At 68.8% G+C, this 24,858-nt stretch carries 25 protein-coding genes and 5 pseudogenes; 16 read left to right on the forward strand and 14 right to left on the reverse strand.

Going from position 1 to position 24,858, the window contains the following annotated elements; translation table 11 throughout:
• Nucleotides 1-181 precede the first annotated feature (181 nt).
• Nucleotides 182-760 (forward strand): Dps family protein, encoded by a 579-nt coding sequence (locus ACIQ7Q_RS10640; RefSeq protein WP_403858732.1) that lies wholly within the window; start codon nucleotides 182-184, stop codon nucleotides 758-760.
• 20 nt (nucleotides 761-780) lie between these two features.
• Nucleotides 781-1,893: an amidinotransferase gene (locus ACIQ7Q_RS10645; protein ID WP_403858734.1), complete on the forward strand. Its 1,113-nt coding sequence runs from the start codon at nucleotides 781-783 to the stop codon at nucleotides 1,891-1,893.
• A gap of 30 nt (nucleotides 1,894-1,923) precedes the next feature.
• Here the strand turns inward: ACIQ7Q_RS10645 and ACIQ7Q_RS10650 are convergent, their stop codons facing one another.
• From ACIQ7Q_RS10650 to ACIQ7Q_RS10665, 4 genes are all read right to left on the reverse strand, one after another.
• On the reverse strand, nucleotides 1,924-2,598 hold the full coding sequence (locus ACIQ7Q_RS10650) for a pyridoxamine 5'-phosphate oxidase family protein (RefSeq protein WP_403858736.1): 675 nt from the start codon (nucleotides 2,596-2,598) through the stop codon (nucleotides 1,924-1,926).
• A complete protein-coding gene (locus ACIQ7Q_RS10655) occupies nucleotides 2,595-3,752 on the reverse strand; it encodes a globin domain-containing protein (protein WP_403858738.1) in 1,158 nt (385 codons plus the stop codon). The genes ACIQ7Q_RS10650 and ACIQ7Q_RS10655 overlap by 4 nt, the downstream gene beginning before the upstream one ends.
• A 653-nt stretch (nucleotides 3,753-4,405) precedes the next feature.
• Nucleotides 4,406-4,654, reverse strand: a complete 249-nt coding sequence (locus ACIQ7Q_RS10660; protein WP_403858740.1) for a helix-turn-helix domain-containing protein — start codon at nucleotides 4,652-4,654, stop codon at nucleotides 4,406-4,408.
• Nucleotides 4,654-5,151, reverse strand: a complete 498-nt coding sequence (locus tag ACIQ7Q_RS10665) for a DUF2975 domain-containing protein (RefSeq protein WP_403858742.1) — start codon at nucleotides 5,149-5,151, stop codon at nucleotides 4,654-4,656. Before ACIQ7Q_RS10665 ends, ACIQ7Q_RS10660 begins: the two co-directional genes overlap by 1 nt.
• A gap of 269 nt (nucleotides 5,152-5,420) precedes the next feature.
• On the opposite strand from ACIQ7Q_RS10665, the gene gvpO reads away from it, so the two are divergent.
• From gvpO to ACIQ7Q_RS10715, 10 genes and pseudogenes are all read left to right on the forward strand, one after another.
• On the forward strand, nucleotides 5,421-5,873 hold the full coding sequence (gvpO, locus tag ACIQ7Q_RS10670; protein ID WP_403858744.1) for a gas vesicle protein GvpO: 453 nt from the start codon (nucleotides 5,421-5,423) through the stop codon (nucleotides 5,871-5,873).
• Nucleotides 5,803-6,625 (forward strand): annotated as a pseudogene (locus tag ACIQ7Q_RS10675) (GvpL/GvpF family gas vesicle protein). Before gvpO ends, ACIQ7Q_RS10675 begins: the two are co-directional and overlap by 71 nt.
• A gap of 1 nt (nucleotide 6,626) precedes the next feature.
• Nucleotides 6,627-6,887 carry a gas vesicle protein GvpG gene (locus ACIQ7Q_RS10680; RefSeq protein WP_403858746.1) on the forward strand — a complete coding sequence of 87 codons (261 nt, stop codon included), beginning with the start codon at nucleotides 6,627-6,629 and terminating at the stop codon, nucleotides 6,885-6,887.
• Nucleotides 6,884-7,828: a histone H1-like repetitive region-containing protein gene (locus ACIQ7Q_RS10685; protein ID WP_403858748.1), complete on the forward strand. Its 945-nt coding sequence runs from the start codon at nucleotides 6,884-6,886 to the stop codon at nucleotides 7,826-7,828. The genes ACIQ7Q_RS10680 and ACIQ7Q_RS10685 overlap by 4 nt, the downstream gene beginning before the upstream one ends.
• Before the next feature lie 6 nt (nucleotides 7,829-7,834).
• The gene (locus ACIQ7Q_RS10690; protein ID WP_403858750.1) at nucleotides 7,835-8,815 is read left to right on the forward strand and encodes an SRPBCC family protein; all 981 of its coding nucleotides are present in this window, start codon (nucleotides 7,835-7,837) and stop codon (nucleotides 8,813-8,815) included.
• Between the two features lie 9 nt (nucleotides 8,816-8,824).
• Nucleotides 8,825-8,914: pseudogene (locus ACIQ7Q_RS10695) on the forward strand (gas vesicle protein); the annotation flags it as partial.
• A 47-nt stretch (nucleotides 8,915-8,961) separates the two neighbouring features.
• Nucleotides 8,962-9,189 carry a gas vesicle protein gene (locus ACIQ7Q_RS10700; RefSeq protein WP_403858752.1) on the forward strand — a complete coding sequence of 76 codons (228 nt, stop codon included), beginning with the start codon at nucleotides 8,962-8,964 and terminating at the stop codon, nucleotides 9,187-9,189.
• Complete coding sequence (locus tag ACIQ7Q_RS10705) at nucleotides 9,186-9,464, forward strand: gas vesicle protein K (RefSeq protein ID WP_403858754.1); 279 nt, start codon at nucleotides 9,186-9,188, stop codon at nucleotides 9,462-9,464. The genes ACIQ7Q_RS10700 and ACIQ7Q_RS10705 overlap by 4 nt, the downstream gene beginning before the upstream one ends.
• 235 nt (nucleotides 9,465-9,699) lie before the next feature.
• A complete protein-coding gene (locus tag ACIQ7Q_RS10710) occupies nucleotides 9,700-11,217 on the forward strand; it encodes a PHB depolymerase family esterase (RefSeq protein WP_403858756.1) in 1,518 nt (505 codons plus the stop codon).
• Nucleotides 11,218-11,394: 177 nt separating this feature from the next.
• Nucleotides 11,395-12,852 carry a 3-hydroxybutyrate oligomer hydrolase family protein gene (locus ACIQ7Q_RS10715; RefSeq protein WP_403858758.1) on the forward strand — a complete coding sequence of 486 codons (1,458 nt, stop codon included), beginning with the start codon at nucleotides 11,395-11,397 and terminating at the stop codon, nucleotides 12,850-12,852.
• A gap of 10 nt (nucleotides 12,853-12,862) precedes the next feature.
• On the opposite strand, the gene ACIQ7Q_RS10720 is transcribed toward ACIQ7Q_RS10715, so the two are convergent.
• Nucleotides 12,863-14,920, reverse strand: a complete 2,058-nt coding sequence (locus ACIQ7Q_RS10720) for a phosphocholine-specific phospholipase C (protein ID WP_403858760.1) — start codon at nucleotides 14,918-14,920, stop codon at nucleotides 12,863-12,865.
• Nucleotides 14,921-15,668: 748 nt separating this feature from the next.
• On the opposite strand from ACIQ7Q_RS10720, the gene ACIQ7Q_RS10725 reads away from it, so the two are divergent.
• On the forward strand, nucleotides 15,669-17,465 hold the full coding sequence (locus ACIQ7Q_RS10725) for a protein kinase (RefSeq protein WP_403858762.1): 1,797 nt from the start codon (nucleotides 15,669-15,671) through the stop codon (nucleotides 17,463-17,465).
• A gap of 532 nt (nucleotides 17,466-17,997) precedes the next feature.
• Here ACIQ7Q_RS10725 and ACIQ7Q_RS10730 read toward each other — a convergent pair.
• Entirely contained in the window at nucleotides 17,998-18,546 is a 549-nt protein-coding gene (locus ACIQ7Q_RS10730; RefSeq protein ID WP_403858764.1) for a hypothetical protein, read from the reverse strand.
• Between the two features lie 105 nt (nucleotides 18,547-18,651).
• Here ACIQ7Q_RS10730 and ACIQ7Q_RS10735 point away from each other — a divergent pair.
• Nucleotides 18,652-18,896 (forward strand): annotated as a pseudogene (locus ACIQ7Q_RS10735) (transposase family protein); the annotation flags it as partial.
• Here the strand turns inward: ACIQ7Q_RS10735 and ACIQ7Q_RS10740 are convergent.
• The 4 genes and pseudogenes from ACIQ7Q_RS10740 to ACIQ7Q_RS10755 form a co-directional block, all read right to left on the reverse strand.
• Nucleotides 18,886-19,161 (reverse strand): annotated as a pseudogene (locus ACIQ7Q_RS10740) (inositol monophosphatase family protein); the annotation flags it as partial. The pseudogenes ACIQ7Q_RS10735 and ACIQ7Q_RS10740 overlap by 11 nt on opposite strands.
• 235 nt (nucleotides 19,162-19,396) lie before the next feature.
• The gene (locus ACIQ7Q_RS10745; RefSeq protein ID WP_403858766.1) at nucleotides 19,397-20,266 is read right to left on the reverse strand and encodes a hypothetical protein; all 870 of its coding nucleotides are present in this window, start codon (nucleotides 20,264-20,266) and stop codon (nucleotides 19,397-19,399) included.
• 519 nt (nucleotides 20,267-20,785) lie between these two features.
• Nucleotides 20,786-20,950, reverse strand: a complete 165-nt coding sequence (locus ACIQ7Q_RS10750) for a hypothetical protein (protein WP_403858768.1) — start codon at nucleotides 20,948-20,950, stop codon at nucleotides 20,786-20,788.
• A gap of 300 nt (nucleotides 20,951-21,250) precedes the next feature.
• Nucleotides 21,251-21,625, reverse strand: coding sequence for a hypothetical protein (locus tag ACIQ7Q_RS10755; RefSeq protein WP_403858770.1), 375 nt, complete (start codon nucleotides 21,623-21,625; stop codon nucleotides 21,251-21,253).
• A gap of 101 nt (nucleotides 21,626-21,726) precedes the next feature.
• Here ACIQ7Q_RS10755 and ACIQ7Q_RS10760 point away from each other — a divergent pair, with 101 nt between their 5' ends.
• Complete coding sequence (locus tag ACIQ7Q_RS10760) at nucleotides 21,727-21,921, forward strand: Tn3 family transposase (RefSeq protein ID WP_403858772.1); 195 nt, start codon at nucleotides 21,727-21,729, stop codon at nucleotides 21,919-21,921.
• Here the strand turns inward: ACIQ7Q_RS10760 and ACIQ7Q_RS10765 are convergent.
• Entirely contained in the window at nucleotides 21,914-22,198 is a 285-nt protein-coding gene (locus ACIQ7Q_RS10765) for a hypothetical protein (protein ID WP_403858774.1), read from the reverse strand. The genes ACIQ7Q_RS10760 and ACIQ7Q_RS10765 overlap by 8 nt on opposite strands.
• Before the next feature lie 260 nt (nucleotides 22,199-22,458).
• Here ACIQ7Q_RS10765 and ACIQ7Q_RS10770 point away from each other — a divergent pair, with 260 nt between their 5' ends.
• A complete protein-coding gene (locus ACIQ7Q_RS10770) occupies nucleotides 22,459-22,611 on the forward strand; it encodes a hypothetical protein (protein ID WP_403858776.1) in 153 nt (50 codons plus the stop codon).
• Between the two features lie 49 nt (nucleotides 22,612-22,660).
• Here the strand turns inward: ACIQ7Q_RS10770 and ACIQ7Q_RS10775 are convergent.
• The 3 genes and pseudogenes from ACIQ7Q_RS10775 to ACIQ7Q_RS10785 all read right to left on the reverse strand — a co-directional run.
• Nucleotides 22,661-22,951 (reverse strand): annotated as a pseudogene (locus tag ACIQ7Q_RS10775) (transposase); the annotation flags it as partial.
• A gap of 111 nt (nucleotides 22,952-23,062) precedes the next feature.
• On the reverse strand, nucleotides 23,063-23,848 hold the full coding sequence (locus ACIQ7Q_RS10780; protein ID WP_403858778.1) for a hypothetical protein: 786 nt from the start codon (nucleotides 23,846-23,848) through the stop codon (nucleotides 23,063-23,065).
• Between the two features lie 412 nt (nucleotides 23,849-24,260).
• Nucleotides 24,261-24,845 carry a DinB family protein gene (locus ACIQ7Q_RS10785; protein WP_403858780.1) on the reverse strand — a complete coding sequence of 195 codons (585 nt, stop codon included), beginning with the start codon at nucleotides 24,843-24,845 and terminating at the stop codon, nucleotides 24,261-24,263.
• Between the last annotated feature and the right edge of the window lie 13 nt (nucleotides 24,846-24,858).

Genomic DNA, 24,858 nt, shown 5'->3' on the forward strand with positions numbered 1-24,858 from the left:
GGTGCTGTGCGGGAGGTGCTGAGGGGATGCCGACCGCAGCTTCCCCCCGCGCCGATTCCGCGGACCTGCCCATACGTCCGCCAAGGTGAAAGAGCGGTCGGATCTGCGCGGCCACCGAAGGAGCGAGCCCCACGGCTGATTGTCTGACGAAATCAGCTCAGACCACGCTAGGAGCACAGCCATGGCATCCCAGGCCCAGGACGTCTCGTACACAGTGCCGGGCATGAGCACCGAAGACAGCAGCCGGATCATCACGCTGCTCCAGATGCGCCTGCACTCTCTCAACGATCTCACCCTGACTTTGAAGCACATCCACTGGAATGTGGTCGGCCCGCACTTCATCGCCGTCCACGAGATGATCGACCCGCAGGTCGACCAGGTCCGGGAAATGAGCGACGACCTGGCCGAACGCATTTCCACCCTTGGTGGCGAACCGAAGGGAACCCCCGGGGCCCTGGTCGACGAGCGCACGTGGGACGACTACTCGATCGGTCGCGCGGAATCCATCGAGCACCTCGGCGCCCTCGACCTCGTCTACACCTCGATCATCAAGGACCACCGCGAGGCCATGGAGGCCACGGAGACCTCCGACCCGGTCACTCAGGACATGCTCATCGAGCAACTGCGCAGCCTCGAGCTCTTCCAGTGGTTCGTCCGCGCCCACCTGGAGTCCAGCGGGGGCAAGCTCAGCACCCGCGGCGCCACGACGGAGACCGCCGCCGCCGGCCAGGCCGCCGACCAGGCCCGGAAGCAGCCCTGACCGGGACGGGTGGGACGCCGATGCGCGCGCAACCTGTCGGCGCTGCCGAATCTCTGGTGTCGCCGGTCAATTCGCACAACGAGTGGGACCCGCTCGAGGAGATCGTCGTCGGGCGTCTCGACGGCGCGACGATTCCCTCCGACCATCCCGTCGTCGCCTGCAACATCCCGCCATGGGCGGCCCGGTTGCAGGGGCTCGCCGCCGGTTTCAAGTACCCGCGCATGCTGATCGAGCGGGCGCAGCACGAGCTGGATCAGTTCATCTCCCTCCTGGAGTCCCTCGGCGTCACGGTCAGACGTCCCGACGCGGTCGACCACAAGCAGCGCTTCGGCACCCCCGACTGGTCGTCGCGCGGTTTCTGCAACACCTGCCCGCGCGACAGCATGCTCGTGATCGGCGACGAGATCATCGAGACGCCGATGGCATGGCCGTGCCGCTATTTCGAGACCCACTCCTACAGGACTGTTCTCAAGGACTACTTCCGGCGCGGCGCGCGATGGACGGCGGCGCCCAAGCCGCAGCTCACCGACGAACTGTTCGAGGCGGATTTCCGTATCCCCCGGGCGGAAGAGCCCATGCGCTACATCCTCACCGAGTTCGAGCCGGTGTTCGACGCGGCGGATTTCGTGCGCGCGGGACGCGACCTGTTCGTCACGCGGAGCAATGTGACCAACCGGATGGGCATCGACTGGTTGCGCCGTCACCTCGGATCCGGCTATCGCATCCACGAGATCGAGAGCCGCTGCCGCACACCGATGCACATCGACACGACGTTCGTCCTGCTCGCGCCCGGCAAGGTGATGGTCAATCCCGAGTACATCGACGTCGACCGCCTTCCGGACGTGCTGAGTTCATGGGACATCCTGGTCGCCCCCACACCCGACCCGATCGGCGAACGCCTGCTCAAAGTCACCTCGATGTGCGGCAAATGGCTCAACATGAATGTGCTCATGATCAACGAGAAGCAAGTGATCGCGGAGCGGCACCACACCGACATGCTGCGTGCGCTCGAAAAATGGGGGTTCGAGCCGATCCCCTGCGATCTGCTGCACTACGCGCCGTTCGGCGGCTCGTTCCACTGCGCGACACTCGACATCCGGCGTCGCGGCACGCTCGAATCGTATGTCGACTGATGCCGGCCCGCGTTCGGCACCCAGTACGGGTCAGCCGTAGATCGGAGCCTGCGGGCTGTACGGGCTGCTGCTGGGTGCCGGCGCCGGCGCCGGCGCGCGATCGTGCCGGACCTCCGTTGCCGGGACGAAGTACTCGGCGTCCTTCGGGCGACCGGCAGACGCACTGCGGGGGCGCGCCGCCGGCTCCAGGTGGGGGATGTGCTTCGAGCAGTGCACATAGGCCTCCTCCACCATGATGTGGACCCACAGTTCGGGGCGGCGGCCGGGCGCGGTGTCGACCGGAAGCTGCGGGTAGGCCAGTCGCTGGTCCACATCACGGTGGAGCCGTGCGATCCCATTGACGTGCAGACCGATGTGGTGGTGGGTGAAGTCCATGAAGAGAAGACCGATGTGCGGGTTCTCCGTGAGGTTTCCGGCGCTGGCCATCACGCCGTTTCCCCGGTACTCGGGGTAGGTGAGGGTGTGGTCGTCGAGAACGGTGACGAAGCCGGGCGGGCCGGCGCGGAAGCTGCTGTCGCAGGCCCCGTTCGCGTCGGCCGTCGATATGAAGACCATCGTCTGCTGGGCTATGAACTCCCACATCCGGGACGTGAGGCGGCCTTGGACCTGACGTCGGTAGAAGCCCGACGCCTGATGCGTGGTACCGAGCCGGCTCTGCAGCTGACGCTCACCGATCGACTGCGACGGAACGCTGTGACTGCTCACGGAAGTCGGGCCTCTTCGTCTCGGGGGTAGGCGGATTGCAGGGGGATGCTCAGCACGGGTACGTCGAGCGGATCGTGGTGAATGTGTGAGGGCGTGACGCCCCGCTCCAGCAGCACCGCTGTTGCCGCTCTGATCATGCCGGGAGGACCGCTGAGGAACACGTCGTGCCGTAGCCACGGTCCGAACTGAGCGATGACGTCGGGCAGGTTCCCCTCGGTCCCGGGGATGCGCTCATGGGAGACGGCGGCTCTGACATTGAGCCAGTGGTACCGCTGCGACATGCGGAGCATGTCGTCGAGGCCGTACAGCTCCTGCCCCGTCCGGGCGCCGACGAACAAGTCGACGCGACGCTCGGTGTGGCCTTCGGCAATCTGCTCGATCAAGGCCCTGATCGGGGCGAGCCCCGTGCCGCCGGCGACGCACAGCAGATCCCGCCGTGACTGCGCGTTCAACGTCATGTCGCCCTCGGGCGGGCCGAGACGGATGAGGTGTCCTGGCTGCGCCTGCTGGACAAGGGCATTGCTGACGCGGCCACCGGGCACGGCCCGCACATGGAACGTCAGTGTCGAATCCGCTCGGGGAGCGTTGGCGGGGGAGTAATAGCGCCATTCCTTGGGCCACCACGGAGTTTCGACGCTCGCGTACTGACCGGGAATATAGGGGTATTCCGGTGCGGGCAGCACGGTTATCTCCGCCAGCCCGTGTCCCAACCAACGATGGTCGACGATCTGGGCGTCCCATACCGCGGGGCGGAGCCGGGCGTCGTTGTCCGCGGCGAGCATCATGGTTCGCGAGGCCGCGGTGTACGCGCGCTCCCATGCGCCGGCGAGCTCCGGAGTCCAGGCAGGGCCGGCGAACCGCGCCAGCGAGTCGAGCAGGCACTCGCCGACGGCCGCGTAGTGGGCGTTGACGGTGCCGAACTTCCGGTGGTCGCGGCCCAGACGGGAGCAGAACTGGACGAGGTGGTCCGGATGGTCGACAAGGTCGACAATCCGGAGCAGAGCTCGTAGCAGCCGGTCCCGCTGAACATCCATCTCCGGCGGGAACAGGCCCCGCACCTCGGGGTGGCGTACGAAGAGGATGGCGTAGAAGTACACGGCCATCTCAGCGGCCTGAGGCTCGACGACCGTGAGGCTGGCACGTATGAGCGCCACGTCCTCGGGTGCCAGCGCCCCCGGCAGGGCGGCGAGGGGGCTCCCCGGCGAAGTCGGTGCTCGACCGGCCGCTGGGGGCGGAACCGGTCCTGAACCGCTCAGTGGCGAAGGCACGTCGGGGCGCGACTGGCGGAAGAAGGGCGTCACCGTCGAGCTCGCAGGCTTCCCGTTTCTGGTCCGTAGGGGCCTACGTCGAAGTGCCCGTTCACGCCGTACGTCCTTTTCATGGCTTGCGGGGGATCGGGGCCGGAATTGCTGTGGGGGAGGTCCCGGATGATCTTTGCCTTGCGGCAATGCTTACCATTGGTAATGCATTGATGCCGGTCAGGGCAAGCGAGTCGAGCGCAAACAGAGTTCGTCGGGGGTTCACTCCGGTGCTTGGGCCGTCGTCGACGCGCAGGGTAGCCCAGGCGGGTCCGGTGGGCGGCATTCGGCCGGCCTGTCCGGCAATTCGGCGGACCGCCAGGGTAGTCGGCCGATCGGGTGATCCGGCTTCGTGTCGTCGTGGTGGTGCTCGCTTTGGGGCGGTGGGCCGGTGTCAAAGTGGTCGGGGCAACTTCTGAGCAGCAGCCACGCCGGAGTTGCCGAGCTGGGGCCTCCGAGGTCGTTGTCACGTCCGGCCCGGAGGCCCCAGCCTGTAGAGGCGGCCGGCGTCAGGCGTGCGCGGCGTCTTCGGTGTCGGCGGCGTCCTCCGTGTCCTCGGCTTCCCAGCGCAGCAGGTCTCCCGGCTGGCACTCGAGCACCTCGCAGAGCGCCGAGAGCGTCGCGAAGCGCACCGCCTTGGCGCGGCCGTTCTTGAGCACCGCCAGGTTGGCGGGCGTGATTCCGACGCGTTCCGCGAGCTCGCCCACGGACATCTTCCGCCTGGCCAGCATCACGTCGATGTCGACGGTGATCGGCATCAGATCACCTCGTCCAGTTCGGCCTGCATCTGTGCCGCCTGGGCGTCCCGCGCGACCGCCTGGGCAAGCAGCATCCGTAGCACAAGCACGATGAGCGCGACCCCCAGCACCGCAACGCCGACCCCGCCCACCAGGAGGACGACGCCCGGGGCGACAGCCTCTCCGGGTGCCAGGAAGCAGCCGAGCACGAACACCAGCACGGCGGCCGCCGTGAACGCGCCGATCACGACGTCCACGTACCGGAACGCCGCATGGGAGAAGACCGTTCCCCGTCGTACCATCGTCACCAGTCGCCACACGCACACCAGGACGATCTGGGCCGCCACGACGCCCAGCACCGTGATCACGAGAACCGGAGTGCGCGGGAACGCCAGGTCCGTGTCGAGCCCCTCCAGGTCGGCGGCCAGCAGCGGCACCATCACTGCTTCAACGAACACCGAGCCGGCGAGCAGCACCCCCAGTACGGCGCGCAGCGCAAGCGCTGTCAGCTTTCCCATCGCTTCTCCTTCGATCGATCCACGATGGAAATCTATCGAGTTTCGATAGGTGCGGCAAGGGGTGGATCGGTGGGCAGGAGAGGCGAGCGGGCGCGTTCAAGGCGCCCCGCGACCGTCCTCGCACCCATTGGGCGTACCGCTCGCGCGGCATCGCGCCTGCCGTGCGGCCGAGGACGCAGCCGAACCGCCTCGCCAACGGACCGCAGCCACCCCTTGTCGCGGTCGCCGCCCAAGATGCGCGAGGCGGGATCGTGACCAGACTTGGCCGTATGGCAGAGCGACGTCGCACCCAGGCCCGGCCTGCGTCCGCAGCAAGCAGTCGGCGCAACTCCTCCCAGCCGGGGCTGCGGGGCGCTGCTCGTGCTGCCTCCGACGAATTGCAGGAGCTGATCGGTCACCCCGCGGAGGGGGTCTCGGCGGTGCGGCGCAACGAGGACGGCTGGTGTGTCGTGGTGGACGTTCTCGAGGTCCCCCGTATCCCGGACACGACGAGTCTGCTCGCGGCCTACGAGGTGCAGCTCGGCGGCGTCGCCAAGTCCGTGGGCAAGCGCAAGGTGAGGAAGGCGGCGGAATCCGACGGCGACACCGTGCGCAGAGCAGTCGGCGGTGGCCGCGCAGACGAAGCCGACGAAGCCGACGACGCGTACGAGGATGAGCAGGAGCGGCCGCGGCGCCGCGCACCCGCCCGGAGCAGCAGCCGTCGCCGGCGCGTGGAGGCATGACGTGAGCGACAGTGGCGTGTACGTCTACGCGATCCTCTGGTGCGATGCCGCACCACTGCCGGCGGACATCACCGGCGTGGGAAGTCCTCCTGGACTGCTGCGGGTGCTGGAAGGGGGAGCGGTCTCAGCGGTTGTCAGTGACGCGCCGCCGAAGGTGCGCGCGCGTCGGCGGGACCTGCTCGCCCACCAAGGGCTGCTCGATCACCTCGCCGACGCCGGCACCCCTCTGATCCCCATGCGCTTCGGCATGGTGGCTGCCGACGAAACGACCGTCCGCGCACAGCTGCTCGCGAATGAAGCCAGGTATCTCGAGACGTTGCAGCGGCTCGCGGATCGGGTTGAGATCAACGTCAAGGCGCTTCCGGCCGAGGACGCCCTGCGAGGCCTCGTTGCCGAGGACGACACAATCCGCAGGCTCAGGCAGGCGGCACTCGCACGGCCCGCCTACGAAGCGAACCTGCGGCTGGGCGAAGCCGTTCACACGGCCCTGACGCAGGGCCCTCCAGGCGGGGCGGCGCATGCTGCGGGAGCTCACCCCCATGGCGCATGCGGTGGCGGCCGGGCCGGAAGTCCACGGCTGCGTTCTCAACACGTCGTTTCTCGTCGATCGCGGAGAAGTCGAGAAATTCGAGGCGGCAGTGCGGACCTTCGCGGAAGGCAACCGCACCTACGTCGAACTGCGTGTCGCCGGTCCCTTGCCGTGCTACAGCTTCAGCTCCTTCGAGCACACTCTCGAAATGTCCGGAGCCTGAGATGGGGGTGATCACGGGACTTCTCGCACTGCCCCTCGCTCCGGTGCGCGGTGTCGTCTGGGTGGCGGAGCAACTTCAGGACGCCGCGGAACGGGAACTGAATGATCCGCTCGTCCTGCGAGCCCAACTCGCAGCGCTCAACCAGGGCTTCGAAGACGGGCTCCTCGGAGAAGAGGAGTTCGAGCAAGACGAAGAGCGGCTTCTCGACCGGCTGCACGAGTCGGTTGCACGCGCCGAACGATCGAAGGTGACTTGCTCATGAATGACTCGGAAAAGGTAGCGCTCGCGGCGGCAGTCGTCGGCGGCTACGTACTGGGCCGCACCAAGAAGGGCCGGCTCGCCATCACGGTGGCCACCTATCTGGCAGGCAGGCGATTCGGTCTCGAACCGCGCCAGCTCGCCGCGGAGGGCATGCGCAGACTCGGCGAGCTTCCGCAGGTCGCAGAACTTCAGCAACAACTCAAAGGGGAAGTCCTCGAAGCCGGTCGCAAAGCGGTGACCGCCGCGGCGAACCGCAGCATGGGCTCCCTCGCCGACGCCCTCCGCGACCGCACCGCCGGCCTTGGCCGGGCGGCTGAACCGGAGGAAGAAGAGGAGGAGGAGCCGGAGGAGGAGTACGAGGAGGAGGAGGAAGAGCCGGAGGAAGAGGAGGAAGAACCGGAGGCAGAGTACGAGGAAGAACCTGAAGAGGAGGAAGAGGAGGAGGAAGAAGAGCCCGAGGAGGAGCAAGAGGAAGAGGAACCTGAGGAGGAGGGAGAGGAGGAAGAGGAGCCGGAGAAGGAGCGCCCCGCCAGGCGCCGTCCTTCCAGGGCGGAGGCCAGGAGGAGAACCTCGAGCCGACAGCCTGGGAAGACCTCTGCTGCGCACCGGAGGGCAGGTCGGGAGGAAGCGCGAAAGCCGGCGGCGGAGAAGGCCGCGGCCAAGAAGGCGGCTCCGGCCAAGAAGGCAGCCGCGAAGAAGGCTCCGGCCAAGAAGACCGCAGCCAAGAAGACGGCCCCTGCCAAGAAAGCCCCGGCCAAGAAAGCCCCGGCCAAGAAAGCCCCGGCCAAGAAAGCCCCGGCCAAGAAAGCCCCGGCCAAGAAGGCGCCCGCAAAGAAGGCTCCGGCAAGAAAAGCCGCGGCCAAGAAGACGGCGTCGAAGAAGACAACGTCGTCGAAGCAAGCGGCCAAGAAGACAGCCAAGCGCTCAGATCGCCGGAGGTAGGCGGCCATGGCAAAGACTCTGCAGAACGAGCCCGAGGAACAGGAATCCGGCATCGACCGGCTGCGCGAGGAACTTTCGAACTACCTCACTGCCCAAGTGGAGAGCCTGGCCGAGAAGGCGAGCGGCAAACTGACCGACGTCACCGGTCAGCTGTCCGACGTCGCTGAGAAGGGAGGCTCGCTGCCGGCCATCGGCTCCAGGATCCTCCAGGGCGAATCGCCGGTGAAGGCGTTCCTGTCCGAGAAGGCGAAGGGCGTCAAGGACTCCGTGGTGGGCAAAGCCAAGGAGGCTCTCGGCGGCGGGAAGGGCGGCGGCCGGAAGGCCGGCGGCAAGGTCATGAACATCATCGAGGTTCTCGATGTGGGAGTGCCGCTGCGTACCGCGTACGACCACTGGACGCAGTACGAGAACTTCAGCAGCTTCGCCAAGGGCGTCCGCAGTGTTTCCACGAGCGACGAAGTGACCAGCGGCTGGCAGGTCAAGGTCGGCCCCTCTTCCCGGAGCTACAGGGCGACGGTGCAGGAGCAGATTCCCGACGATCGCATCGTGTGGACCTCGGAGGGCGCCAAGGGGACCACGCGCGGGGCCGTCAGCTTCCACGAGCTGGCTCCCAATCTCACCCGCATCGTCCTGGTCCTCGAGTACTACCCCGCCGGATTCTTCGAGAAGACCGGCAACCTGTGGCGCGCTCAAGGCCGTCGGGTGCGGCTCGACTTCAAGAACTTCCAGCGCTATGTCTCGCTCACCGACGAGGAGCCCGACGGCTGGCGCGGTGAGATCCGCGACGGCGAGGTCGTCGTCACGCACGAAGAGGCGATGGAAGAAGAAGAGGCGGAGAACGAGAACGGCGAGGACGAGGCGTACGAGGACGAAGCGGAAGAGGCTGAGGGGGAAGGCGCCGAGGACGAGGACGAAGAAGCCGACGAGGGCGAGTACGAGGACGAGTACGAGGACGAAGATGAGGATGAGGATGAGGATGAGGACTGAGGTGCGCACGTGACCGACGTGGAGTTCAGGCCCGCCGCCTACCCGGCCCCTGGGCCCACGACCACCAATCTCGCGGACATCCTCGAACGCGTCCTCGAGGTCTCCGGGCCCTGGGTCCCGTATTCCTTTGTCGGCGAGCCTAGGAGATGACCCACGAAGCAGCACCCTGGGACAGCCCGGAGCCGCTCTCGGGCCCCGTCGGAGTCCCGTTGGTCGACCTCCTCGACCGTGTCCTGGCGACGGGGGTGGTGATCAGCGGCGATCTGGTCATCGCGATCGCCGATGTACCCCTCGTCCGGCTCTCGCTGCACGCACTGCTGTCGTCCGTCAACGAGCGTGTCCCCGCCCCCTGGGCGGACGGAGGGCCCCTGTGACCGACACCCGGGTGGTTCTGGACCGCGAACAGATGGGACGAGACCTCGTTGCCCTGGTCCTCACGATCGTGGAGCTGCTGCGGCAGCTGATGGAGCGCCAGGCGATCCGCCGGATCGACCAGGGCGACCTCGACGAGGAGCAGGTCGAACGGATCGGTACGACGCTGATGCTGCTCGACGAACGGATGACCGAGCTCTGTGAGCAGCACGGGCTGAGCCCCGACGACCTGAACCTCGACCTTGGGCCTCTCGGTACGCTCCTCCCTCGCAGCTGAGCCGCATACCGGGACTCACCAGGACCGCACCACGGGAGAGGGCGGGCGGATAGCAGCAGAACGGTCCGTTCCGCAACGGGCTGTGCGCCTGTGCAACTGCCGTGGTTGTGGCATCCGGAGACATTTCGAGGTGGCAGGCGCCTTCCTAAGGTGACGGCACCTCGGCCGCAGCCCCGCTCGGGCGGCTGAGCCGCAGGCCAACCGGCCCCGGTGCCGCCACCCGCAGGAGGCTCGAATGCCGCTCGTCGAAAGACCATCACCGCCCGTACCGGGCAGCCGTCCGCCCCGCAGATCGGGGCGGCTCGCACGACGGTTCGCAGGCGCCGTCAGGACCGCGACCGCCTTGGCACTCGCCTTCGGTGCGGCGCTGGTCGCCCCCGCACCAAAGGCGCACGCGGCGGTCACCCTGGAGAAGGTCACGAACTTCGGGTCCAACCCGGGCGCACTCAACATGTACGTGTACCGGCCGGCGTCGCCGGCCGCGGACCCGGCTGTGGTCGTGGCCCTGCACGGCTGCAGCCAGGACGCTCAGCTCTACGCGGACAATTCGGGGCTGAGCAAGTTCGCGGACCGGCACGGCTTCCTCCTCGTCTTCGCCGAGACGACGACATCGAACAACGGCAGCAAGTGCTTCAACTGGTTCGAGCCCGCGGACACCGCTCGCGGCAAGGGCGAGGCCGCCTCGATCCGGCAGATGGTCGCCCACGCGGAGTCCGCCTACAACGTGGACCCGGCACAGACGTACGTCACGGGCCTGTCCGCCGGCGGAGCGATGACGTCGGTGACGCTGGCCACCTACCCGGACGTCTTCGAAGCCGGTGCCGTGATCGCGGGCGTGCCGTACGGCTGTGCCGGCGACATCCCCTCGGCGTTCACCTGCATGAGCCCGGGGGTCGATCGGACCCCCGCTGCCTGGGCGCAGGGCGTACGTGACGCGAATCCCGGCTACGGCGGTCCGTGGCCGAGGGTCGCCATCTGGCACGGCGACAACGACCCCACGGTCGTGCCGAGGAACGCCGACGAACTGCGCGACCAGTGGACCGCCGTGCACGGCCTCGACCAGAGTCCGGACCGCACCTCCACGATCGGTCCCGACTCGACCCGCAGGGAGCAGCACCTCTCGCCGGCCGGCACCGCCGCGGTGGAGGTCGACCGAGTACCGAGGATCGGCCATGGCACACCCGTGGATCCCGGCACGGGAGCGCAGCAGTGCGGCGCCACGGGGACGGCCAACTTCATCGCCTCCATCTGCTCGAGCTACTGGATCACGTCCTTCTTCGGCCTGAACGGCTCGACCCCCGAGCCGGGCGGTCTGCCCGCTCCGACCGGAGTGACGGTGACGGGCACCACGGACACTTCGGTGGGCCTGAGGTGGAGCAGCGTGACAGGAGCGACTTCGTACGCGCTGTACCGCGACGGCTCACGCATCGCCGTTCCTTCGGGCACGGAGTTCACCGACACCGGTCTCAGCCCTGGGACCAGCCACACCTACACGGTCGCGGCCCGCGACAGCGCCGGTGCGGAAGGTGCCCGTTCCACGACGGTCAGCGCGACCACCGCCGGCTCCCCGGCAGCCTGCTGGACCGCCTCCAACTACCACCATGTGCAAGCAGGACGAGCCACCACGAACGGCGGCTACGCCTACGCCAAGGGCTCGAACCAGAACATGGGCCTCTACAACACGTTCGTCACCCACACCCTCAAGGAATCACCGGCCGGCTACTACGTCATCGCTGACAGCGGCTGCCCCTGAGCGGAGGCCCTGCCGCGGCGCGGGGTGAGCCCGAGAGGCCCACCCCGTGGCTTGCCACATGGTGGAGAGCACCATTGCCACGGCTCGGAGTGTGTCGCTGCGCCACCCTGTTTGCGCGGTGCGCCCTCGATAGCGTCCGGCCACTGTCGAGCGACATCCCGCAACGGAGGTCTGCCCATGCCCCTTGCCACGCCATCTCCCCCCGAGCCTGCCGAGCCGCATGTCCCCGCCCGACGCCACTGGGCCCGCGGAGGCGCCGCCGGGGCCGCGCTGCTCCTGGCCCTCGCCGCATCCCCGGCCGGCGCACATGCTCCGGAGTCCGCCGACGGCACGCACTGCCGGTGGACGCACAGGCTCCAAGTCCCCGGAGCGGAACGGCAACAGGCCGCATGTCTGACGGAGTTGACCACGGCTGGGACCGTTGCCTCAGGGCACACCGACCCCGCCGACTGGGCAGGGCTGACACCCGCCGGCCTGGCCACACCGTCGGGTGTGCCCGGGGTCCAGATCGACGGCTACTTCCCGGACACCTCCACGACGAACACCAATCACGGCTGGAAGCACGACGCCCAGTTCGTCATCCGGCTGCCCGACGACTGGAACGGCGGTCTGGTGATCTCGGGAACCCCGGGAAATCGCGAGCAATACGCCAATGACCGGGCCATCGGCGACTGGGCCCTCGCACGCGGCTACGCGTTCGCCGCAACGGACAAGGGCAACACCGGCACCGGCTTCCATCGCGACGGCACGAAACCGGGCGACGCCGTCGCCGAATGGAACGAGCGCGTCACCCAACTCACCCGCGCAGCCCGCTCGGTGGTGGCCCAGCGCTACCACCGGCCTCCCGCGCGCACCCTGGCTACCGGCATCTCCAACGGGGGCTACCTGGTGCGCTGGCAGCTGGAGAACCATCCCGAGCTGTATGACGGTGGTGTGGACTGGGAGGGCACGCTCTGGCGCAAGGGAGGACCCAATCTGTTCACCTTCCTTCCCGCCGCCCTGACCTCCTACCCCGCGTACGCGGCCGGGGGAGTGGAGGCGGACCGTGCACAGCGGGACATGGTCTCCGCCGGTTTCCCCGCCGGCTCGGAGTTCCTGTGGCCGTACCACCACAAGGTCTACTGGGATCTGACCCAGCGGATCTTCCGCGAGGAGTTCGACCCCGCCTTCGACGGGGCCACTGAAGCGGGTACGCCGTACTGCCTGCCCGGCACTCCGGGCTGCGATGCGGACTACGACTACGCGGCCCGCCCGCCGGAGGTGCACGACGCCGTCGAGAAGGTCGCGCTCACCGGGCGCATCGGGAAGCCCCTGATCACGCTTCACGGCACACTCGATGTCCTGCTGCCCATCGGCCGTGACTCCGACGTCTACGCCGGCATGGTGGAGAAGGCCGGCCGTGGCAGCTTCTTCCGCTACTACCGTGTCGACGGCGGCACACATGTCGACTCGCTCTTCGACACGTTCCCGGACCGGCTCAGGCCCTTGGTTCCGTGTCATCGCGCCGCGTTCACGGCGCTCGAGAAGTGGCTCGACAAGGGGCAGCGGCCCCCGGCGAGCCGGACCCTGCCCCGCCCGCCGGACGCGGATCCGGCCGCCTTGGTCTCCCACTGCGCGCTGAACGGGCGTGGTTGAGCAGGCCCCCTCAGTCCGTGAGGATCCCGGGGTCGGACATGCTCGGGCTGCCGGTCTCCACATGGCCCGCGAGCCGGCGGAGGAAGACCGCGGATGCGTTGGACGTGACCGTCACGTCGTACCAGTGGTCGGAAGCCGCCAGGCCGACGGAGTGCCTGACGGTGCCGCCGGCGCCGACCGTGAAGCTCCTGGACGTGCCGCCGTAGGCGTTGGTCACGGTGAGCCGGACGGCGGTAATTCCGGCGTTCGCGAGGACCAGATCGAGGTTGCCGGACGACGTGTTGTGACGTGCGGTGACCTCGGGGCCCGGCGTCCTGCCCGGATTGCGGAAGCCGCGCAGGAAGCCGTTCGGACCGTGCACGGTCAGATCGGTCGTGCCCTTGGAATAGCGGGTGTTCCACGTGTCCGCGATCGATGCGCCCGGCTCCGCCGTGTAGGTCCAGGGGGCGTCGGTGCGGTTCGCGGAGGTGACGTAGAACTGGGCGCCCGCGGCCGGTCCGCCGCTGAAGGAGAGCCGGTACGTGCCGGCGGCGGGGTCCGCGGCGCCGTCGACGTACGGCGCGTAGGTCAACGGGCGGGTGGGTTTGCGCCCCGGTTCCTGTCGCGGCATCGTGCCGACGGCCGGGGCGGTGGGACGGAAGTCGGGGTGACGGTCGCGGTCCGGCGGGTAGTAGCCGGCCGTCGGCGGAAGCCCGGACGGCGGAGCCTGCGCGCTGGCGAAATCGAACGCCGAGGTGAGATCGCCGCAGACGGCACGACGCCAGGGCGAGATTTGGGGCTCGCGCACCCCGAAGCGGCGCTCCATGAAGCGGATGATCGACGTGTGGTCGAAGGTCTCGGAACAGGTGTACCCACCGGTGCTCCACGGCGATATGACAAGCATGGGCACACGGGGGCCGAGGCCATAGGGGCCGGCCACATAGCCCGGGGCACCGGGGAAGCGGTCGAGCTTCGTGGGCGTCGTGGACAGGCCCTGGGAGGCGTCCGCGGGGGCGTACGGCGGCACGACGTGGTCGAAGAAGCCGTCGTTCTCGTCGTAGGTGATGAACAGTGCGGTCCGGGCCCAGACATCGGGGTCCGACGTCAGGGCGTCGAGAACCTGCGCGATGTACCAGGCACCGTAGTTGGACGGCCAGTTGGAGTGCTCGGAGAACGCCTCCGGCGCCGCGATCCAGGAGACCTGGGGCAGGCGTCCGGCCTGGACGTCGGCCTTCAGGACGTCGAAGAAGCCGTCGCCGCGGCGGGCGTCGGTGCCGGTGCGGGCCTTGTCGTACAACGGGTTGCCCGGCTGGGCGCCGCGATAGGTGTTGAAGTACAGCAGGGAGTTGTCGCCGTAGTTGCCCCGGTAGGCGTCGCTGATCCAGCCCCATGATCCGGCGGCGTCGAGTCCGTCCCCGATGTCCTGGTAGACCTTCCACGAGATCCCGGCCGCCTCCAGGCGTTCCGGGTAGGTGGTCCAGCCGTATCCGGCCTCGGCGTTGTTGAGGACGGGGCCTCCGCCGGTGCCGTCATTGCCGGTGTGGCCAGTCCACATGTAGTACCGGTTGGGATCGGTGGAGCCTATGAACGAGCAGTGGTAGGCGTCGCAGACGGTGAAGGAGTCGGCGAGCGCATAGTGGAAGGGGATGTCCTCGCGGGACAGATACGCCATGGTGGTGGCGGTCTTCGCCGGCACCCACTGGTCGTACCGGCCCTTGTTGAACGCCTTCTGGCCGCCCGCCCAGTCATGGTTGAGACCTTGGAGGAACTCCATGCCCAGGTCGTCCCCGGCGGGGCGGAACGGGAGGGTCACCGTCTTTCCGTCCGACTGGTTCCAGACGCTCTTGCCGCTGGGCAGCGTGACGGGCCGGGGATCACCGAAGCCGCGTACGCCCTTCATCGCGCCGAAGTAGTGGTCGAAGGAACGGTTCTCCTGCATCAGGACGACGATGTGCTCCACGTCCTGGATGGAGCCGGTGCTGCCCTGGGCGGGGATGGCCGCCGCGCGGGCGATGCTGTCGGACAGCATGGTCAGAGCGGTGGCACCACCGGCCAGTTGAAGAAAGCGGCGGCGGTTCAGCGGCGTCATGGATGGATGGTCCCTTCCTGTGGGGGGTCGGCCCGCGGTCGTCCGTAGTCCGTGGCGCGTTGGGCCGTCGGCGATGTGGCGGACGCGTCGTACGTCCGTCTCATGTGTCATATCCGACGCGGAGGAGGAGAGGTGTGTGAAAGTGCTTCGTTCGCCTGAAGTTCACGCAGCTTTGCGCAAGACTTTGAGGGTCAATCGACCATGCGTCAAGAGGTGTTCGCGGAGGAGGTGACCGCCGTGGCTGATGCCGACTCCTCCGTCCGGCGGGGACTTGGTCACGACCCGACCTCCAGCCGGCCGGCTGCCACGGACGGTTGATGCGATCGGCGCACATTTGAGCTCGTTCAACCAGGGGGAGGTCGGTGATCGATCCGGCCGTGCCCGACCGATCCGGCACACCCGCCGTCGCCCTGGGCTCCACGGCCTTGACCCTCGGAGTCGTCTCCGCCGTCAGCGCGGGGGTGCCCGCGCTCGCGTTCGTGACGCTCCCGTGGGGGATCATCGCCGGAGCCCTTGCCGTCACCCTCGGCGCCGCGGGCATCCACCAGGCCCGCAACGGGACCGGCCGCCCGGGACCCCCATCGCCGGAACCTTCCTCGGTGCCATCGGATTCACCGCCGCCACCCCCGTCCGATCGCTCGGCGCCTGACTGAGCCCCCCATGCCAGGTGCACGGCCGTCGCCATGCGGGCGATTGCCTTTAGTCTTGGTGCGCCGTAGTGATGTTCGCGGGGAGGGAGTCGTCAGCGGTGCAGCCTCTGCAGGGACAGGACCCTGATCGGATCGCGGACTACCGGCTCATCGGCAGGCTAGGGGAAGGCGGCATGGGCGTGGTCTACTTGGCCCGCTCCCCGCGTGGCCGGATGGTGGCGGTGAAGACGATCCGCACGGAACTGGCGGCAACCCCGGACTTCCGGCTCCGGTTCGCCAAGGAGACCGCCCTCGCCCAGCAGGTCGGCGGGGAGTGGACGGCAGCCGTGCTGGACGCCGACCCCGACGCGGAACTCCCCTGGGTCGCCACCGCGTACGTCGCAGGGCCGACCCTGCACCAGGTGGTGGCCGAGCAGCACGGGCCTTTGCCGGAACGCTCGGTGCGCGGTCTGGCCTCCGGCCTGTACCAGGCCCTCGGTGACATCCACGCCGCAGGTCTCGTCCACCGCGACCTGAAGCCGTCGAACGTCATGGTCACCATCGACGGGCCCAAGGTGATCGACTTCGGTATCGCCCGCGCCCTGGACTCCTCCACCACAGAGGGGCTGACCTCCACCGGAGTGGTGGTCGGCTCACCCGGCTTCATGTCACCCGAGCAGATCCGGGGCGAGAGACTGACCGAGGCGAGCGACATCTTCTCCCTGGGAACGGTACTGGCCTACGCCGCCGCCGGACGGCTGCCGTTCGACGCGACCGAGGGCCAGTTGCACGCCCTGATGTACCGGGTGGTGCACGAACCACCGGATCTCGTCGGCGTGCCGGAGCCGCTGCTGGGGCTGATCAAGGACTGTCTGGCCAAGAACCCGGCCGACCGGCCCTCCCTGGCCGAGCTGCGGGACCGGGAAGAGACGCAGTACCGCTCGCTGGGGCCTTGGCTGCCGCCGGAGGTCCTGGCTCGGCTGGGCCAGGAAGCGGTGCAGCTCCTCGATCAGGAGGACCCGCACACTCGGATGGCCCCCGGCGCACAGGCGGATGCTGAGGCGATGGCCGCGGCCGGGGCCGTCCTGCCCAAACCGCCCACCGCGCCGCTGACCGTGCCCTCCGGTGACTCCGCGGCCCGCGACGGCGCCGGCACCGGTCAGGCGGGGGCGCCCAAGCTGCGGCTCGCCGACGAACGCCGCCGCGCACGCAGCCGCGAGGCCCCGGCCGACGGGTACCGGGCCGCTGTCTCCTGGCTCCTCGCCCTCGTCGCCCTGACCTCCGCGCTCACGGTCATCCACCAGCTCGTCACTACCTCCGAACCGGGCCGCCTGCACGACGAACCTCTCCCGCACGCAGACGAGCTTTGGGAGGAAATGTTCTTCGTGGACAATTGGGGCAGCCCCGCCTACCACCTTCTGTGGAACGCCCAGCTCTTCTTCGGCGCAGCCCTGCTGGTGTGCTGGCTCATCTGGTTCGCCCGCGTACGGGTCACCGCCGAGAAGTTCGCGCCCGGTCGGCTGCGGTACCGCCCCTCCATGGCGGTGATCGGCTGGTTCATCCCCATCGCGAACGTCTTCCTCCCCAAACAGATCGCCAACGACGTCTGGCATGCCTCCAGCCCGCCCGGCCGCAGCTACGGATCCGCCCCGACCCATGCGCTGAACGCTTGGTGGGCGCTGTGGCTGCCCACCTTCCTGACCTGGCCCCTCTTCTGGACCCCATGGGCGGACCTGCTCAGGGAGCGGACCGAATTCTCGGATGACGGGAACCTGAGCACCCTCTACCGGTACGAATTCCTGCCAGAAACCTGGATCAACCTCATCCTGCACGTCCTCGTTGTACCGGCATCCGCCGCCGCAGCGCTCTACGTCCATCGGCTGACCGCCATGCAGGCCGCCCAACTCAACAACTGACCACTCGGCACGCCGCTCATCCGCATGCCGAAGGTGTGATGGTCGTGCGGCGGCCGTCAATCACGCAGCGGGACTGGCTCCGGACCACCGGGCGCCTGGCCACACGGCGCGGGTCTGCCTGGGGAATCAAGTCGAGCAACTTTGAGGTCACCCCGAGCACCTGGTGGGGAGATTCAGATATCGCCATCAGGGTGCGGTCGGCGAGCTGGAGCACGAGGGCGGCGGGGCGGTCTTGGCGGCCGGTGAAGCCGACCACCGCCGCGTCTGATGTCTCGGTGTGGCGCAGCTAGGACCAGCGCATTGCTCTTCGGTCCCGGCGGCTTCGGGCAGCAGGTCGTGCCACAGCTGGGCTTGGTCGGGGTCGCGAGTCATCAGGACTGGCTGCAGTGGCGGCACCGATGTTGGTCAGGACCTGCTCCAGCAGCGCGCGGCGCCGCTCGTAGGCAAGGCTACGGATGTCGCCGGCCTTGGTGGCCAGGACGACTTGTCCCGCAATTCTTTGCGGGCCTTCGCGAGGGCTGACGGTGGGCGCTCAGCGCCTCTCCATCAGTGTCGAGTAGGCCCTCTCAAGGCCCTGGGCGTAGTCGGCCCCCAAGTCGACGTAGACGTGCCCGCTGGCCGCACAGGCTTCACGCAGGGCAGTGCTTTGTTCCCTGACCCACGCGGCGATCTCCCGATAGGTGGTGTCATCCGCTCCGTCGAGCCAGTCCGGGGCAGCCCTCAAGTGTTCGGTGGTCAGCTCCGCCTTCCCAAGGAAGACGCAGCTCAGTGGCATCCCGAGACCAGCGGCGGCTGTGGCCGCCGCCGGCGTGACGATGTCGCCCTCGACCACATAGCCGTCCAGGGGATCAGAGTCGTCGAGGCTCTCCGCGGTGGCACGGATGAACTCAACGAGGAAGGGCTGCGCCGGTACGGCCTTGTCCGGGTGCGTGCCGTGGCGCACGCCATGCTGGGGCGCGGCGCGCTGCAGCATCGAAACCAGAGCGTCGGTCGGGCATCCCGGGATGCCGTCCCGTTCCAGCAGCATCCACGCGAGGGTGCTCTTGCCCACCCGTGGTGGGCCGCCTATCAGGTAGATCATGTGCAGACCGTACCCCGGGCGGCAGTTCGGGTGATCTCACGGTGGCAGAGCCGTGACCACACCTCCAGATCGGGCAGGTGAACGCTCCATGGGACGATCTTGGCCGTGGCTGGTGTGATCACGGCGTCGCAGCCGTCCTGGATAGCCCCGTTCACCGGGCTGAGCCCCCGGTTTTTCGGCAAGTTGGTGACGATGCTGCGGCGTGAAGGCGCGAACGCGGTCCGCCGGGGCCGAGCGTGGAACCTGCCGCTGGAAGACCGGTGCTGCTGGTCGCGGCGTACTGGCGCAGCAACTTGACGCGGCGGCAGCTCTCTGCGCTGTTCGGCATCTCGAGGTCCGCGGAGCGCCGTCGATCCCGGTGACCACGCAACCGGCGGCCTGGCACAGGGCGATGCCTGCGGCGAAATGCACGCTCCCGGACAGATCGCCGCCGTCCGTGACGTACGCGGCGCGCTTGCCTGCGGCGACCCAGGCCAACGCCGGCGTCGTGGACACCACCCGGGGCCGGAACCGTTCCACGAACCCGGCGTGTGCCAGCAGGTCCACAGTCCGAAAGCCGGGCGCGCTGGGGAACGGCGGGTCCAGATTGACATCCACGAGTCGGGTGGCGGGCGTGGCTTGTCCGCCGCCCGCCCGGCCTCGCGCGGAAGGTGAGCGAATTGGTAGGCGTAGCCGAACGAGCGAGTTGAGGCGTCCAGCAGCCTCCGGTATGCCTCCGCCCGATCTTCCTTGCTGCCTAGGCGGGGGACGCCCGTGGGCCGGTAGCGTCCGATCAGGGCACCGGCCACGCTGCCCGTGGCCTTGATGCCGGCAGCGGCCAGGCCGGGCGTTATGAAGGTCATGCCACCTTCTACCACCCGGCGGGCCCGGCGACGGCCGAGACGGTGCAGCAGCGGTGTGAGGTTGCTCCGCCTGCTATGGCGACCGTGGTCTCGCATGCCTCGCCGAAGGCGGTGTCGCCCGCGGGGATACCGCCTTCGGCGGGCTCGAAGGTCTGGATGGGGGCGCCGCCGTTCGCGATGTTCCACGGGAACAGGTGGACGGCGTGGCCGGCCTGCGGGCCGTACGGCATGCCGACGTACAGGCCCGCCGTGGAGCCCGCGACGCTGAGGCCGGCGAGCTGCACGGGGGCGGGCTCGCGGGGGATGCCCCGGCCCGGGTCGATCCAGGAGTCCGACGCGCCGGGCGCGCCGACCATGGGCACGATGTGGACACCGCCCTTCTCGCGGTGCTCCTCGGCCGACTCCTCACCCGGTACGCCGATCGCCAGGCGGGCGGTCGTGCCGGATGTGGTGCTGCTCGGGGCGGTGTTGACCGCGGCGAGGCGCTGGCCGAAGAAGTTGCCCGGGTCGCCCTCCTGCTCGACGTTCGCCGTGTCCTGCGCGATCTCGGTGAACGTCCCGGACGCGGTGACCCGGAAGACCTGCACCGCCCCCGCGTCGACGGTGGAGGACAGGTCCTCCCCCGGCACGCCGGCCGCGAGCAGCGACTCGGTGGTGGCCGTGGCCCCGGAAGCCCGGCACGGAACCATCGCGAGGGCGGTGGCGAAACCGTCGCCGAACTCCTCAGCGCCGGCGACGTCGCTCTGGTCCTGGCCAAGGGGCTTGGGCCAGCCGTAGACGATCCTCACGAGCCCCGCCTCTGCCCGGCCGGCGACGGTCGCCTCCGGGTCGGCGATCGCCGTGTCGCGGATGCCGTCACCGTTGAAGTCCGACTCCACGCCGGAGCATCCGGCGGCGACCGCGGCGACCGGCGCCGGGGCGGGCCCCAGGGGCGGACGCGGCCAGGACGAGTGCGCCCCGCCGTCGGACCGCCCGCGACCGAGGGCGCGTTGGACTGCTCACTGATGTGATCCCTCCCCTGGGCCGGCGGCATCTTCCGCCGGCTGTCCGGAGGCAAGTGCGGGAGGTCCCGCCTCGGCCTGCCGGCCGTGCGCGGGGCGCACTTGAGCACTGCTGCCTTGCCCTGTCCTTCCGGACAGGGCGGGCCCTGACGGCCCGTCGGTCCGCCCCGCGCGGGGCGGTTGCGACGGGCCGTCAGGGCCGGTGGGTCGACTCTGGTGGGGCCGCGTTCCACCGGGCCGGACACGTGGCCCGGCCGGTCCGGCGGAACGCCCCTCTACGGGGCTGCCGCGGTGTCCACCCGCACGGGTTCTCCCCGGGGACGCGCTGATTCCGTGCGGCCCCCGGGGAACCGGCGACGGCCGGTCCGGGCACGTGGCCCGGCCCGGCCGGTCCGGCTACGGGCCGAGGTCGAGCCCTACCTCGTCCGCCAGTTGCCGGGCGGTCGGGTTCATCGCGAGCGCCGGGTGGTCCGCGACGACGACGGCCAGTTCCCGCCGGACGAAGTCGCGGCACGCGTCGACGAACCTCCGTGTACGTGGGTGACAGCACGATGTCGTCACCGCGGCGCACGATCCGGATGTGCTCGTCGTTCTCCGTGAAGTCGATCCGGTCGTGCGCCTCGCCTTCACGGGCGGACTCCATGACGTCCCGGACGCCGTAGAAGGCGTCGAAGAGCGGCGTCCAGCCCCACGGGGGGCTGATGTCCGTCGTTCCGTGCTCGATCCGCCAGGCACCGAGGAAGCAGTACCACCGCAGGTCGGAACGGGAGACGGTCGTCAGGTCCACACGGGACTCGTGTCCCTGCGGCCCGTACCAGGCGTCCGCCGAGAAGGCCATCCGCATACTCGTTCCCTCCTCCTCTACCGCTTCACCGGGAAGGCCTTCTTCACGTGGTTCTCGTCCGGGTCGTAGTAGACCCGCATCACGTACAGCTTGTTCCTCGGCACCTTACGGTCGTAGCCGATGGGGTCGCTGTACCGGAACTCGAACACCTTTCCGTCCCTGTTCTTGGTGTCGTGCACCTCCCGGCCCTCGCTGAGAACCTCCTTGATGATCTTCGCCCGCGAGTCCTGGGTCGTGCCCGGCAGCCACTCGGTCTTCGAGGCGTCGTTGTTGTTGAAGCCCTCCGGAGTGTGGTTGAAGACGATGTGCGAGTCGGCGATCGTCAGGCAGTCCAGGTTCATGTTGTGCACGAGCACCGGTTCGGCGCCCGCCAACACGAAGTACGCGTGCACTCCGGAGACCGTGAGGTCGTGCGTGCGCTGGCGCTTCTCGAAGCAGGAATCAGCTGTCGGCGCTGGGGCTCACTCTCAATGCCTGCATCCTGTGGAATTCGGTGTATCTCCAGGAGGCCGTCAACCAGCTCCGCGCCGAGGGCCGCCACATTTCCGATGCCGACCTCGCCCGGCTCTCCCCGCTCGGCCACGACCACATCCGCATGATCGGCCGCTACCACTTCCGGCTCTCGCCGGAACTCGCCGCCGGCAAGCTCCGCCCCCTGCGTACCACGCGGGAGACCGTCGTCAGCTGACCGGCGGGCCGCCCTGGGCCTGACGTTCGGCCAGCAGCCGCCGCACCTGTTCGTGCGAGACCCCGCAGAACGCCCCGATCCGCCGCAGCCCCCACCCCTCATCCGAGGCCGCCGCCATCGCCTCCACCCGGGCCTCGTCCAACGCACCCACCAGCGCGCTGCGCAGCTCCTCCAGCAATCGCATCCGCAACGCCGGGGCCAGCCCGTCCAACTCCCGGCAGAAGCGCTCCACATCCGAACGCAAGAACCCCACCCGCGGGTCACTCACCTCATCCACGCGGCACAGCGAACAACCAGCTCAACGCAGGTGACAAATCATGTGACAGTAAACTGCACTCTCTGCATGGTTCCTACTCGACCCCCGAGGACACCAAGTACCGCTACACCACCGCCCTGGCCCACTGGCCCGTCCACCCTCCAGGCCAAGCACCCCACGACCAGGCCTGGTTCACCCACATCGGCCCACGTATCTGGCACCTCACGCCCGCCGACATCCGCGCCTGGACCAGCGGCCACACGAACCACGACGGCACCCCCATGAGCGACGCCGCACGATCCCGGGCCGCCTCCGCCGTCCGCTCCTTCTACACACACTGCGAGGAAGCCCTCGGAGCCCGCTCCTGGAACCTCCCCCCACGCTCCCAGCTCGTCGGCCCCCTCCCCACCACCGAGCAACAGACCCTCATTTGAGCGCACCCCGTGCGGGGGGCCTCTATGTCTTTCGTCAAGCCGGAGCTGGTCATGCGAGGGCTGCTTCGGGGAGGCGTGGTTCGTAGAAGGTGCCGTCGCGGAGCATGGCGAACAGGACGCTGATGCGGTGGCGAGCGAGTCGGAGGAGGGCTTGGGTATGGGTCGTCCCGCGGGCACGGCATCTGTCGTCGTAGGTGCGGGAGGCTGGGTCGTGGAGGGCGGCGAACGCGGACAGGAACGTCGCCCGTTTGAGCTGACGGTTTCCGCTTCGAGGTGCGTGTTCGCCGTGGATCGAGGTTCCCGAGGACTTGGTGGCCGGAGCGAGGCCGGCGTAGGAGGCGTGAACGGGCCGTTATCGGAAACAGAACGTCTGTCATGGGTGCGGTCATCGTAGGCAGGTGGACCTCGGCGGCCGCGGGAAGCGTGCGGGTCCGCGCGTGGCGCGCAGACGTCAGCCTTTGACGATGTCGTCGGCGACCGCCACCAGCGTGCCGATGGCGGCGACGCCGGCGACGGCCACTCCAACGGCGGTGATCTTTTCGATCGCGCTGAGCTGCTGCCACGGGCTGCCGGGCAGGAGGTCCTGCGTCGGCTCCAGCACTCCCCTGGTCGCCCGCTCCCGCAGTAGAAAGCCTCCGAGCCGCGCGAGGCCGACCAGCAGCAGGATGACGGCGCAGGCACAGATGAGCAGGAGTGCTGCGGGCCACAGGTGGGCCGTCTCCGGTTGCAGGTACGGATCCTCGAGCGGGTGGAAGTACAGGACCAGCGTCCACGCCACTATGAGGAACGGGAGCAGCACAGTCGAGAGGCGGCGCCTCATTTCATACCACTTGTGCGGTGCGTGCCTCGAGCCTCCGATCGCTTCGTCCGTCAGGAACAGCATGATCTGGGTTTGGGTGCCGTAGACGAGGGTGGCGTCGGTGCCGGTGACCGTGAGGTCGGCCTTGTCGGGTGTCAGGCGCAGGGTCAGGGTGCGGCGGCCTGCGGGGTCGGTGGCCGTGAACGTCAGGTTGGCCCACACGTCCGGGTCGCCGGGCAGGGGTGCCGCCTGGACGTCGGCTATCAGGCCGGCCAGGGTCGCCGAGGTGAAGGTCCGGCTGTGCCGTTCGTGGGAGAACTGGAGCTCGCCGGGGGCGTAGCCCTGGGAGGCGACGGTGAACAGGGAGCCCAGTTCCCGCTTCCCGAGTCTGCAGCGGTACAGGGTCAGGGTGAGGTGCAGGGCAGGTGGGGTGCACATGGCCCGAAATCCTCCCACCATCAGTCCCTGATGCGGGGGGAGTTGGGAGCTCAGGGCTACCCCTTGCAGCGGCGTCACCGAAGCGGGGGGCCGCCCGCCCGCCGTGCCCGAGCGCCGAGACAGCTCAGGCCCACCGGGACGCGCCTCCCGGTGGGCCTGAGCATCACGGCGCATCCGCGCGCCGGGACGGGTTCGGAGAGCGCGAAGGACGCCCCGGCTCCCCTAGAACTCCACCCCGGCCGCCGGCGCCCTGCGCCCGCTGCGCGACCCGGACGCGCCCGAGCTGGACGAGGACGACGAAGACGGGCTGAACGCCCACATCGGGTGACGCGAGCATTGCCAGGTAGTCGGGGTGTTCGGAAATCGCAAGCGCCGGTAGGGGAGCTGATGTCAGGCTGCCTGGCTTGTCCAACTAAGCCTTGATTGGTGCGGCCGATCTGGCGGCCTGCTCGATCTTCGCCCAGTGGGCTGCACGGGCTTCCCCGTCGATCTGCTGCTCGTGTTCGGGGCGCATCCCGGTCCGGCCGTCGAGGCCCTCGCGCAGGATGTCGGCGTGCCCGGCGTGCCGGTTGGACTCGCCGAGGACATGGACCATGATGGCGAACAGGTTCGTGTTGAGATAAGGCTCCGGCCACCACGGCACGTGGCCCGGGGCGTCGAGGGGAAGCTCGTTGATCGTCGCGTCCGAGTGTTCCCACGTGCGCCGGTAGAACCCGATGATCTGATCGCGGGTCTCGTCCTCGGCGGCCCACTGATCGCTGCCGTCGGAGTCCTGCCACCGGGGCAGCGGTTCCGGGGAAGGGCGGTCGAAGACCTCGCCGAAGTACCTGGCCTCGACGGTGGCCACGTGTTTGACCAGGCCGAGGAGGTTGGTTCCGGTCGCTGTCAAAGGTCGGCGGGCGTCGTATTCGGACAAGCCGTCGAGTTTCCAGAGCAACGCCTTGCGGTCCCGCCGCAGTCTGCCGTGCAGGTTGTCCCTCGCGAATTCATCGATCATGCGGCATGAGCCT

Origin of the sequence: Streptomyces sp. NPDC096176 (assembly GCF_044763255.1) — a bacterium.
GTDB lineage: Bacteria > Actinomycetota > Actinomycetes > Streptomycetales > Streptomycetaceae > Streptomyces.

Excerpts from the sequence above, each read along its gene's own strand:
- ACIQ7Q_RS10640 (WP_403858732.1), top strand. The coding sequence starts at position 182 with ATGGCATCCCAGGCCCAGGACGTCTCGTACACAGTGCCGGGCATGAGC.
- ACIQ7Q_RS10645 (WP_403858734.1), top strand. The coding sequence starts at position 781 with ATGCGCGCGCAACCTGTCGGCGCTGCCGAATCTCTGGTGTCGCCGGTC.
- ACIQ7Q_RS10660 (WP_403858740.1), bottom strand. The coding sequence starts at position 4,654 with ATGCCGATCACCGTCGACATCGACGTGATGCTGGCCAGGCGGAAGATG.
- ACIQ7Q_RS10665 (WP_403858742.1), bottom strand. The coding sequence starts at position 5,151 with ATGGGAAAGCTGACAGCGCTTGCGCTGCGCGCCGTACTGGGGGTGCTG.
- gvpO (WP_403858744.1), top strand. The coding sequence starts at position 5,421 with ATGGCAGAGCGACGTCGCACCCAGGCCCGGCCTGCGTCCGCAGCAAGC.
- ACIQ7Q_RS10680 (WP_403858746.1), top strand. The coding sequence starts at position 6,627 with ATGGGGGTGATCACGGGACTTCTCGCACTGCCCCTCGCTCCGGTGCGC.
- ACIQ7Q_RS10685 (WP_403858748.1), top strand. The coding sequence starts at position 6,884 with ATGAATGACTCGGAAAAGGTAGCGCTCGCGGCGGCAGTCGTCGGCGGC.
- ACIQ7Q_RS10690 (WP_403858750.1), top strand. The coding sequence starts at position 7,835 with ATGGCAAAGACTCTGCAGAACGAGCCCGAGGAACAGGAATCCGGCATC.
- ACIQ7Q_RS10700 (WP_403858752.1), top strand. The coding sequence starts at position 8,962 with ATGACCCACGAAGCAGCACCCTGGGACAGCCCGGAGCCGCTCTCGGGC.
- ACIQ7Q_RS10710 (WP_403858756.1), top strand. The coding sequence starts at position 9,700 with ATGCCGCTCGTCGAAAGACCATCACCGCCCGTACCGGGCAGCCGTCCG.
- ACIQ7Q_RS10715 (WP_403858758.1), top strand. The coding sequence starts at position 11,395 with ATGCCCCTTGCCACGCCATCTCCCCCCGAGCCTGCCGAGCCGCATGTC.
- ACIQ7Q_RS10720 (WP_403858760.1), bottom strand. The coding sequence starts at position 14,920 with ATGACGCCGCTGAACCGCCGCCGCTTTCTTCAACTGGCCGGTGGTGCC.
- ACIQ7Q_RS10730 (WP_403858764.1), bottom strand. The coding sequence starts at position 18,546 with ATGATCTACCTGATAGGCGGCCCACCACGGGTGGGCAAGAGCACCCTC.
- ACIQ7Q_RS10770 (WP_403858776.1), top strand. The coding sequence starts at position 22,459 with ATGAGCGACGCCGCACGATCCCGGGCCGCCTCCGCCGTCCGCTCCTTC.
- ACIQ7Q_RS10780 (WP_403858778.1), bottom strand. The coding sequence starts at position 23,848 with ATGTGCACCCCACCTGCCCTGCACCTCACCCTGACCCTGTACCGCTGC.
- ACIQ7Q_RS10785 (WP_403858780.1), bottom strand. The coding sequence starts at position 24,845 with ATGATCGATGAATTCGCGAGGGACAACCTGCACGGCAGACTGCGGCGG.